Origin of the sequence: Chryseobacterium sediminis (assembly GCF_008386505.1) — a bacterium.
Classification (GTDB): domain Bacteria; phylum Bacteroidota; class Bacteroidia; order Flavobacteriales; family Weeksellaceae; genus Chryseobacterium; species Chryseobacterium sediminis.
Genome location: NZ_VUNZ01000001.1, coordinates 1,125,558 through 1,136,635 on the forward strand (window position 1 = coordinate 1,125,558; position 11,078 = coordinate 1,136,635).

General features: G+C 34.2%; 8 protein-coding genes. 4 read left to right on the forward strand and 4 right to left on the reverse strand.

All coding sequences use genetic code 11. From position 1 onward, the window contains the following. Positions 1 to 81: 81 nt before the first annotated feature. Together FW780_RS05255 and FW780_RS05260 are read left to right on the forward strand one after the other, a co-directional pair. Positions 82 to 2,904 carry a T9SS type B sorting domain-containing protein gene (locus FW780_RS05255; RefSeq protein WP_149832527.1) on the forward strand — a complete coding sequence of 941 codons (2,823 nt, stop codon included), beginning with the start codon at positions 82 to 84 and terminating at the stop codon, positions 2,902 to 2,904. A gap of 45 nt (positions 2,905 to 2,949) precedes the next feature. After that, a complete protein-coding gene (locus FW780_RS05260) occupies positions 2,950 to 3,387 on the forward strand; it encodes a hypothetical protein (protein WP_149832528.1) in 438 nt (145 codons plus the stop codon). A gap of 87 nt (positions 3,388 to 3,474) precedes the next feature. Here FW780_RS05260 and FW780_RS22765 read toward each other — a convergent pair whose 3' ends face one another. After that, positions 3,475 to 3,624 (reverse strand): helix-turn-helix transcriptional regulator, encoded by a 150-nt coding sequence (locus tag FW780_RS22765; protein ID WP_149833812.1) that lies wholly within the window; start codon positions 3,622 to 3,624, stop codon positions 3,475 to 3,477. 262 nt (positions 3,625 to 3,886) lie between these two features. Here FW780_RS22765 and FW780_RS05270 point away from each other — a divergent pair, with 262 nt between their 5' ends. Further along, positions 3,887 to 5,026 (forward strand): T9SS type A sorting domain-containing protein, encoded by a 1,140-nt coding sequence (locus tag FW780_RS05270; protein ID WP_149832529.1) that lies wholly within the window; start codon positions 3,887 to 3,889, stop codon positions 5,024 to 5,026. Between the two features lie 189 nt (positions 5,027 to 5,215). On the opposite strand, the gene FW780_RS05275 is transcribed toward FW780_RS05270, so the two are convergent. Then, positions 5,216 to 6,655, reverse strand: a complete 1,440-nt coding sequence (locus tag FW780_RS05275) for a helix-turn-helix transcriptional regulator (protein ID WP_149832530.1) — start codon at positions 6,653 to 6,655, stop codon at positions 5,216 to 5,218. A 423-nt stretch (positions 6,656 to 7,078) separates the two neighbouring features. Between FW780_RS05275 and FW780_RS05280 the strand changes: the two genes are divergently transcribed. Further along, positions 7,079 to 9,340 (forward strand): T9SS type B sorting domain-containing protein, encoded by a 2,262-nt coding sequence (locus tag FW780_RS05280; protein WP_149832531.1) that lies wholly within the window; start codon positions 7,079 to 7,081, stop codon positions 9,338 to 9,340. 102 nt (positions 9,341 to 9,442) lie between these two features. Here FW780_RS05280 and FW780_RS22695 read toward each other — a convergent pair whose 3' ends face one another. Continuing rightward, on the reverse strand, positions 9,443 to 9,679 hold the full coding sequence (locus FW780_RS22695; protein WP_149833813.1) for a helix-turn-helix transcriptional regulator: 237 nt from the start codon (positions 9,677 to 9,679) through the stop codon (positions 9,443 to 9,445). Further along, positions 9,595 to 10,893 (reverse strand): hypothetical protein, encoded by a 1,299-nt coding sequence (locus tag FW780_RS05290; protein ID WP_149832532.1) that lies wholly within the window; start codon positions 10,891 to 10,893, stop codon positions 9,595 to 9,597. The genes FW780_RS22695 and FW780_RS05290 overlap by 85 nt, the downstream gene beginning before the upstream one ends. Positions 10,894 to 11,078: the final 185 nt, after the last annotated feature.

Consider the following 11,078-nt stretch of genomic DNA (forward strand, 5'->3'; position numbering starts at 1 on the left):
ATTCATAAAAAATTAATAAAGGAATCATAATCATTTTTTTAAAAAAAATTCGTAATTTTTAAAATCAAAATTCAGCAATGCATGAAAAGCTTTATATTTAGTTTATTGTTCCTATTATTAGGTATTCCTATTTGTGCCCAAAGAGACACAGACCACTGGTTTGCACCGTATTACGCTTCTACAAGTTATACACAGGCATTATACCTTTCTACCGATTCTACAACTCCTTTTACTGTTACAATTAACAGCAACAACGTTCCGATTGGTAATGTAACCATTAGTAAAGGTGCTTCTCAGACTTTTGTTGTACCCATCGGTAGTATAGCTGCTAATGTTACATCAGATGCTTTCACTACTATCAATAAAGGTTTATATGTACAAGGACCAAAACCATTCTACTGTTCATTAAGAATGGTAAGCAGTACTACACACGCTGAAATTATAACCAGTAAAGGAAAAGCAGGGATTGGAAAAGAATTTTTTGTAGCCGGAACCCCAACTACCTCATCACTTACCGGATATAACTTCACGGCAGGTATATTGGCAACAGAAAACAATACAGTTGTTACGACTACATGGAACGGAAATGTAACTTTTTTTGGAGGAATGCCGGCAAGCAATTCGCAAACAATTACTCTTAATAAAGGACAGTCTTTTATTTTTGCAGGAGGTGCAGGAGCAGGCGGTCAAAATCTATCGGCTTTTATTGGAGCTAAAATTGTTTCTGATAAACCCATTACCCTTACCAACGGAAATGTTAATGGGAATTTCGGAAGTAATACCAGTACAGGATCGGATGCAATTCTTGATCAGTCTGTCCCTACAGATAGACTTGGAAGCACTTTTGCCATGGTAAGAACCAGATCTACCAATGCTGATCTGGAAGGCGGTATTGTTGTAGGAACAGAAAACAACACCCAAATATTCATTAATGGTTCTAACACTCCTATTGCGACTATCAACAGTGGGGAATTTTATAGGATTTCAGGAAGTAACTATGTTCAGCAGGGAACTTCCGGGCACTTTAATATGTTTGTTACGACTTCAAAAAATGTCTATTTATATCAGTTGGTTTCTGTGAATAACAGCAGTGCAACCTGTGGTTTCAACTATATCCCTCCATTAAACTGTTTTCTACCCCGAAAAATTGAAGAAATCGGGAAAATCAATGAAATGCCGACAGGACCGGGCACAACAAGTACTGTCCCAACCGGAACTGTTGTAAAACTGAATATTTTAACGGAAACCGGAGCTAATGTAACGGTAAACGGAATTTCTCCTACAGCTGCAGAAGGGCCTTTCCCATTAACAGGAAATAGCACTTGGGTGACCTATGCCATCCCATCTATCACCGGAAATGTAACGGTTGTTTCTGATAAGGCTGTAACAGCAGGTATTAACGGTGGTTACAGCACCTCCGGATACGGAGGTTATTTTGCAGGTTTCTCTTCCATCCCACTTATTTCCAAAAAAACTGGAGAATGTATTCCGGGGATTGTACTGGAAGTGAGTGACAGTTATGACACCTACCAATGGTTCCTGAACGGAAATCCGATTGCCGGAGCCAATGCCAATACATATACTCCGCTGACTGCAGGAAATTATACAGTGAAAATCTCAGTAAGTACTTGTAGTCCGGCAACTACTCCGGTTTATAAGGTATATACATGTCTTCAAGAGTCTACCAAAGCAATGATTGTTTGTGAAGGATACCAGACTATTGTCCCTGAGTTTACCAATTCTACCCAAACTTATGTTCCAAGCACGGTAACTATTATTACTCCTCCGGCAAACGGTACAGCTACTATTGATGCGGCAGGAGTGATTAATTATGTTCCCAACTTCGGTTATCTGGGTACTGATACTATTGTTTATAAATTTTGTGGAAACAACCCTGACTTTACAGATTGCGAGCAGGTAACTTTAACATTAACGGTTTCTGAAAGCCCGATTGTCAAAGATGCAGCTTTAAAATCATGCTACCAGCCTTCTAATCCTATGCTTGGGGTATTTAATTTAACATCTGCAGGAGTGAATGTACAACCGGGAACGGTTAAGCATTATTATCCATCTCCTACTGATGCGCATAATGGGACAAACGAAATTCTGACTCCAGCCAATTATATTGCTCCTACTGGTGTGGTTTACGTTAAGGTAAGTAATGCCAATGGGTGTTATAAAATTGCAGAAGTAACTCTTACAGTGATTCCTCCTATGTATTCAGATATATTAAAGGATAAAATTATCTGCATGGAAAATAAAACCACATTAGATGCGGGACCAGGTTTTGTTTCTTATGAATGGAGTACGGGAGCGACAACACAGTCTATCAAGAATGTAGGAGTAGGAACGTATTGGGTAGATCTGAAAACCAGAGAATGTACCACCAGACAAACCGTAAAAGTGTATGCTTCTGAAAACCCAGTCATTTCAGATATTAATATTAACAATAATACGGTTACAGTGACAGTAATTGCAGGAACGGCACCTTATCAATATTCGATGGATAATATCAACTGGCAGAATGAAAACATATTTACCAATATCCCCCGCGGAAGCAATACTTTCTACGTAAAGGATTCATACAACTGTACTTCTGTGCAGGTAGAAATTACTGTTCCTAATCTGATCAACATCATCACCCCGAATGGTGACGGAATAAACGATATCCTTGATTATTCTGCTTTAGCATATAAACCTAATTTTATATTCAGTATCTATGACAGATATGGAAGTAAGATTCATGAAGGAAATAAATTGAACGGATTCAGATGGAACGGAACTACTGGTGGTAAAAACGTACCTACCGGAACCTATTGGTTTGATATGGGCTGGAATGAAACCAACAGAACACAGACTCCAATAAAATTCACAGGATGGATTACTGTAAAAAACAGAAATTAATCCTAATCTTCAGTAAATTATTGGACATTTAAACATCTATTTATTATGAAAAAGCTATTATATATATTCCTCATTATTACTTCAGGTTTACTTTGGGGCCAAAAAAACAGCAGTGTACAATTTGCCGTTTACAATGATGCCATAGGAACTGTCAGTATGTTTGATCTTTACAAAAACAGTATTGAAAAAGTAAACGTTTATAAAACCAAAGCCAGCCTGCCCTCTCATTTAAAGAAATTCGATTATATCTCTGATAACGGATTAATAGAAATTAAGTTTAAAAAGAATGAAGGTTATCCTGATAGTTTATCATTGGAAATGCTCAATGAGCAAAGTAATCTTCCAAAAGACAGACCCGTATTTATTGAAGGATACCAGTTTAATGATACCACTACCCGGGTCTATAATGACATGATCAGCAATATTGAAATTAAAGACTTTAATGGACAGAAGTGCCTCCATATTTCCACCATAAGAAATTAATGACTGGCATTAACAGGATGTTAATTTAAAAAACAGAGACTATTTCACTTATGAAATAGTCTCTTTTATTTTGGTATCTATTATTCTTTATTTCAACAATTTGGAAAACCAAACATCAATGTCCATATCACCGGGAATATTCAGCTTTTTCCTTATATTATATTTTTTCGTCTGCACCATTCTCACTGAAATAAATGTATACTCTGCAATTTCTTTGGTAGAGAAATTCAGGTAGATACAAGCACTTTAGTTTGTGTATCATAAAATCCATTCTTAATCTTAAATACAATATTAATACTATCCTTCTACCATTGAACTACGTATCACATACACAACATGTAAAAGGTACAAATAAGCATCATTCAAATTATAGAATTAGCAATTACTTTTGTCCCAAAATATTCTATTCTCCAAAATAAAATGAACTGATCATCATCAAAAAAACAATAACTCATTATAGAATCTCATCAGTTAACCATTTAAACTCGACTAAATTAGTATGAAAAATTTATTACCCTGTGTATTTTTATTTGCGGCCCTATTTGTAAAGGCACAAAATGACAACTGCTCAGAAGCAACATCTCTGACGACAGGAACGAACTTTGTTTCAGGAGCTGTTAACTCTTCCAATATAGGTGCTACAACAGATGGTAATCTTCCTTCCTGTAATGCTGATGCTGTTGAAAATATATGGTTCAAAGTAGTAGTTCCGGCAAGTGGAGTCATAACAATAGAAACAAGAGAAGTTTCAGGTTCTTCATTTGATGATTCTGTGCTTACTGTTTATAACGGGTCCTGTGGTTCTTTAGCAGAAATTGCCTGTGATGATGACAGCGGTCAAGATAATTTTTCCCTGATTTCATTAACGGGGCAGACTCCAGGTACAGTATTATACATAAGTGTATGGAAATACAATTCATCTATCGACAATGGAGAATTTCAGATTTCTGCTTATGAACCATTACCAGCTTTAAATGACAACTGCTCAGAAGCAACTCCTCTTAGCTTAGCATCAGATTTTATTTCGGGAGCAATTACTGCAACTAATATAGCTGCTGTTACGGACGGCTCTTCTCCTGCCTGCAACCCAGATGCGATTGATAATGTATGGTTTAAAGTAATCGTTCCGGCAAGTGGAAACTTAACAATAGAAACCAAAGAGCTTTCTGGTTCTTTATTTGATGATACTGTACTCACTGTTTATAATGGAGCATGTGGTTCTTTAGCAGAGATTGCCTGTGATGATGACAGTGGAGAAGGTAATTTTTCTTTGATTTCATTAACGGGGCAGACTCCTGGTTCCACATTATATATAGGGGTCTGGAAATATGAATCAATAACAGGGAATGGAGAATTCCAAATATCTGCGTATGACAACAGCTTATTATCTAACCATGAGGTTTTGAATAACAAAAATAATATTACAATATTTCCTAATCCATTCAGTGATGCTATTACCATTTCTGATATCTCAAAAGTGAAATCGGCTTCGGTTTTAGATGCTTCAGGAAAAGCTGTTAAAACCATTGATAAACCCTCGTCCCAACTATATTTGAATGATTTAAAGGCAGGATTATATCTGATTACTTTAAAAATGACGGACGGAACTATAAAAACAATAAAAACGATCAAAAAATAATACCTATTCAGAATCAGAAAATAGTTTTTAATAATTAGGAGATCGTGTACCTGCAGTTTTCGTGTTATTTTCCTGCAGGTGCTTTTTTCAAGGTTTTATCATTCAAAACAATTATACTTTTTCACATTTGCAACAAAGGTTATTTCATAAAAACGGAATAGCCTTTGTTTTTTATAGATATCTCAGCCTTTATTTCAACAACTTAGAAAACCAAACATAAATATCCATATCACCGGGAATATTCAGCTTCTTTCTTATATTATATTTTTTCGTCTGCACTGTTCTCACTGAAATAAATGTGTACTCTGCAATTTCTTTGGTAGAGAAATTCAGGTAGATATAAGCACAAAATCTTATTTCCGATATTTTTAAAGGAGAAACTTTCAGCAGCTCTTCTGAAAAACGTGGGCAATACTCATTGAAACGGGTTAAAAACTCAGGATTGTTTTCTTTGGCAAGCTGTATGACTTCTTTAAAAATACTTTCCTGAACAGGTGACTGATGAGGTATATCAATCTTATCCAGATTTCTACTTTTATGCTTTCTATAATAATACAAAAAAAGAAATATAAAAAGAATGCATACTACCACACTCACAGACAAAATGAAAAAAAGGTTTTTTGATTCTTTCTTGATATTGGTCGTTTCTATTTCATTTTGTTTATCAACAGCATCATTCAACAATTGATTTTGCTCACTGTTTGATGCTTCTATCTTCAATAGCCATTGAGAATAATAACTGAGACTATCTTTTTGCCCAAGGCTCTCATACAGGCTTTTCAGTTCTTCAGCTACTGCAATTTGATAGTTTTCACTTTTATAATAATTATTGGCAATATTTTTACATATCCATAAATAATGCTGAGTTTGTTCAATATTTTTTTCCGCTCTAAAATAGCGTGCAGCGTAAAAAGCAGTGATATATTGTATACCAATATCATCAATCTTCTTTTCATTCCTGAGAGCTTCATCAATATAGATTTTTGCTGAATCCATTTTATGGAGGTCTGTATAGACTCCCGCAAGATAGGCAGAAGTTTTATAGCTGTTACTCAGTCGGTTTTTGTCTATCCTGTAACGCTTATCTTTATTTTCTCTGTAAATTTTAGAATATTTGTAAGCAATTCTGGAATATTTTAATGCCAGTTCTTTTTTCTTCAGATCATCATATTTACTTGCATATTGTCGGTTGATCAGATAAATAAAATAGGCATTACCCGTTTTCATGGTCTCATCATAAATTTCATCCAACTGCTTTAAAGAAGCTACCCTTTCATTGAGTTTCTGGTATAAAAAAGATTTTTGAATATGAAGGTAAAATATAACTTCAAAATCTGTATCCGAATTAATAAGATTCTCTTTTTCTACTTTATTGATATAATAAAAAGACTTCTTGAAATCATTCATTCTATCATAGACATTCGCAATTTTAAGATACCCTAATGCAACACAATCATTATAAGAATTTTTTCTACAGATCTCAATAAGGCTGTCAATTTTTTTTATTTCTTTTGGCCCGGCGGTAGAAAAATCGACGTCAAAAATAATGTTTTTGAGTTGCTCCTCGGTATGCTGAGAATAGAAAAAAGAAAACACTAAAAAAAAGAAAAAGGATAAATTTTTCACCATACTCCACTATAATTTAAAATACAATATTACTACTACATCACCCTACACTACGTAAAACGCCTACGTATCATATACACAAATCAACAAAAACACATTAAGACACTATTTGCATTATAAAATTAGCAATTAATTTTGAATACCTAAATATTATTTGGAGCCTCAAAACAAATTGTTAAATAATTAAATTTTTTTATGATAAAAACTCTACGATCTTTTATTAACATCAATCTTCGGCTTTTCCAAAATATATTTCTAAATAATTAAGTTTTCATAATCATCCTTGCGTACCTGTAGTGTAAATAAAGTCTGCAGGTACCTTTTAAAAGAATTACATTTTTGAAAAAAACAACTTTTTTCATCCTTATCATTTTCTCAGTCTGCCAATAACTACAGTAAAATAATTAACATTACAATCTATCTACTATGACAAAAACTATACTCATTTTATTATTGACTATTTTAACATGCTGCCTCCCCGAGAAATTACAATCACAAACCTATCAGCTTACCGGAAACCCTGTAAATACCGCAGGCTGGGATCTTGTATCAGATGCTGCGGTGAACGGAGATTTCATAAGACTTACCGAAGACCAAACAGGAAGATATGGAGCTATAAAATTAGCAAATCCTATCAAGCTTAGTTTTTGTGATAAATGGAAAGTGGAATTTGACTTCAGAATTGACGGAAACGGAACTGCTCAATTAGGTAGAGGAGACGGTTTTACATTCTGGTATCTCGCCAATCCTCCTGCAGGTTTTGTAAATGGAGGGGGGCTGGGAATTCCTGCTAATGCCAACGGATTAATGGTAGGCTTTGATATTTTCAATAACACCAACAATGGTCAGATGAGTAAAGTACATATTCTTTATGGCACTAATAATACCGCTGGAAACAATATTGAGTTCAATAATACACCTGGAAGCACATTTCACTCTCCAGATCTTATTACCACGCAGCCTTTTGTCGGAAACACCTACAAACATGTTGAAGTAAACGGAGAAACAGATCTTAACAATCCTGTAAACTGGATCATCAAGGTAAAAATAGATGGTGTACTTATTGTGGATCAGTCTTTTGCTCCCTCTGGTGGCGCAATAGGAATGAATCAAGGCTTTTTTGGGTTCTCTGCTGCAACAGGGGCTGCCAGTGCAAGACATTCTATTAAAGATGTTAAAGTATATGTAGATAAAGTTCCTATTTTAAATAATACGATAATTCCATTTGTGTGTGCCAATCCTGCTAACGGAAATGGTGTGGTAGATCTTACTTCCTATAATCCTCAATTTGTAAATAATCCCGGAAATTATATTTTCACCTATTATGTACAGGGAAACCCAGTTCCGATTGCCAATCCTGCCAATTTCGCCTATAACGGAAACACAACCATCACAGTAGTTATTAAAGACCCGACTTCTACTCTTTGTGATAATGGCGACGGGATCATCCAGCTTAATCCTACTCCATTTGCCGCCACAGATGCTAATCTTACCGGATGTAATAATAACAATGCCGGAACAGCAACCTTTGATCTCAATACTGCTGCAGTAACAAATATCGCAGGGGTTACCAAAGAGTTTTATTCTACCTTAAATGATCTTAACAATGACATTAATAAAATTACAAACCCTTCTGCCTATGCTTCTGCAGCAGCTACAGTATACGTAAAGGTAACTACTCCTCAGGGTTGTGTAAGCACAGCGAAAATCACGCTGGATATTTATCCTGTTGTGATTGTTAATGACACTGAATTAAAATCTTGTTTTATTGAAAGTACCCCATCTTTAGCCTCATTTAACCTGTCACAAGCTGTTGTTTCACAAGGCGGGCTTACCAAAGAATATTACCCATCATTGACTGATGCCATCAGTGGAACTAATGCCATAGCAAATCCGGCAGCATACATTGCTCCTAACGGAGTAGTCTACATTAAAGTATTAAGCGTAGATGGATGCTACTCTATTGCTAAAGTTACATTAACAGTAATACCTCCTGTTTTCTCAAGAACTTTACATGATCAGACTATTTGTATTGAAAACACAACAACATTAGATGCAGGAGCCGGTTTCAATAGCTATGAATGGAGTACAGGAGCTACTACACAATCTATCAATAACGTAGGAGTAGGAAAATACTGGGTAAAACTAAAAACCGGAAATTGTATTACCACTCAAAAAGTGACTGTGTATCCTTCCGATAACATGGTCATTACAAGTGTTGATATTACAGAAACTACTGTTACCATATATGCCAATGGCGGAACTCCTCCTTATCAATATTCTATGGATAATATTAACTGGCAGGATTCTAATGTCTTTACCAATATTCCCAGAGGTGAATCTAAAGTATATGTAAAAGACAGCTACAATTGCGTTCCAATAGAAGTGAATATCACGGTCCCTAATCTCATCAATATGATCACTCCGAATGACGATGGTGTTAATGATTATATTGACTATTCTGCCCTTTCAAATAAACAAAATCTGGAAATATCAATTTTTGACAGATATGGATATAAAATATTTCTGGCAGATAAATCTAACAATTATAAATGGAGAGGAACTACCAGTGACAGCAGAAAAGTTCCTACAGGAAACTACTGGTATTCTGTTTCATGGAATGAAAATAACAAGAATAATACTCCTATAAAATTCTCAGGCTGGATTGTTGTAAAAAACAGAGAATAATTACCTTTAAGTATCACGTTACAGTAATCACCTCCTACAGCCGGAGGTGATTTTTTGTTTAGATATTTTTATTTTAAATATAATATACTGTATACGGTCTAATTATTCTAAATTATCAGATAATAATTTAGAAAACCATATATAAATATCCATATCACTGGGAATCGTGAGCTTTTTTCTTACATTATATTTTTTGGTCTGCACAGTCCGCACTGAAGTGAATGTATATTCTGCAATTTCTTTGGTAGAAAAGTTTAGATAAATGTAAGCACAAAATCTGATCTCTGATATTTTAGCGGATATACTTTTAAAAGTTCTTCTGAAAAACGGGGACAGTATTCATTAAATCGGGTCAGGAATTCAGAATTATTCTCTTTGGCAAGCTGTATGACTTCCCTGAAAATACTTTCTTGAACTAAAGAATGATGAGGGATATCAATCTTATCCAGGGTCTTACTCTTATGCTTTCTGTAATAGTACAGGAAAAGGAATATAAAAAGAATGCAAATTACAACACTCACAGACAGAATGAAAAAAAGATTTTTTGCTTCTTTCTTGATGTTGGTCTTTTCTATTTCATTCTTTTTATCAACAGCATCATTCAGTATTTGATTTTGCTCACGGTTTGAAGATTCAATATCTAATAACCATTGTGAATAATAATTGGCACTGTCTTTTTGCCCCAGGCTTTCGTATAAACTCTTAAGTTCCTCAGCAACACCTATTTGATAATTTTCACTTTTATAATAGTTTTTAGCAATACTTTTACAGATCCATAAATAATGCTGAGTTCGTTTAACATTTTTTACCGCTTTAAAATACTGTGCTGCATAAAAATAAGTATTAAATTTCATCCCAATTTCATTCATTGTTCTTTCGTTCCGGAGAGCTTCTTCAATATAGATTTTAGCAGAATCCATTTTATTTAATTCTAAATACATCCCTCCCAGATAAGCAGAAACCATATAACTGTTACTCAGTCTGTTTTTATCTATCCGATAGCGTTTGTCCTTATTTTCTCTATAACTTTTGGCATATTTATAGGCTATTTTATAATTTTTTAATGTTTCTTCTGTTTCATTTAATTCATCATAGACATATGCGTACTGTAAACTGAGCAGATAGATAAAATAGGCATTATTGGTTTTCATAGTCTCTCCATGTATTTCATCCAACTGCTTTAAAGAAGAAACCCTTTCTCCCAATTTCTGATATAAAAAAGATTTTTGTAAATGAAGATAAAATATAACCTCAAAATCTGTATCTGAAGTGATGAGATTCTCTTTTTCTACTTTATCAGTATAATAAAAAGACCTTTTCATATCATTATTCCGGTTATAAATATTGGCAAGCTTAAGATAGCCTAACGCTACACAATCATTGTAAGAATTTTTTCTGCATACCTTAATCAGGCTGTCAATTTTTCTTATTTCTTTTGGTCCGGCACTAGAAAATTCTATATCAAAAAGAATGTCCTTGAGCTGTTTCTCAGAATGCTGCGAATAGAAAAAAGAAAACATTAAAAAGAATAAAAAGGATAAAGTTTTTACCATACTCATTTAAATTTCAAAATACAATATTAGTACTACAACAAGCCCATCCAAACAAAATTACATACGTATCACATACACTATTAAGAATAAACGCAATTAAACATGATTTACATTATAAAATTAGCAATTACTTTTGACATCGGAATTTATTCCCAGTGTTAAAAAACATTGTTCAATACCTAAAT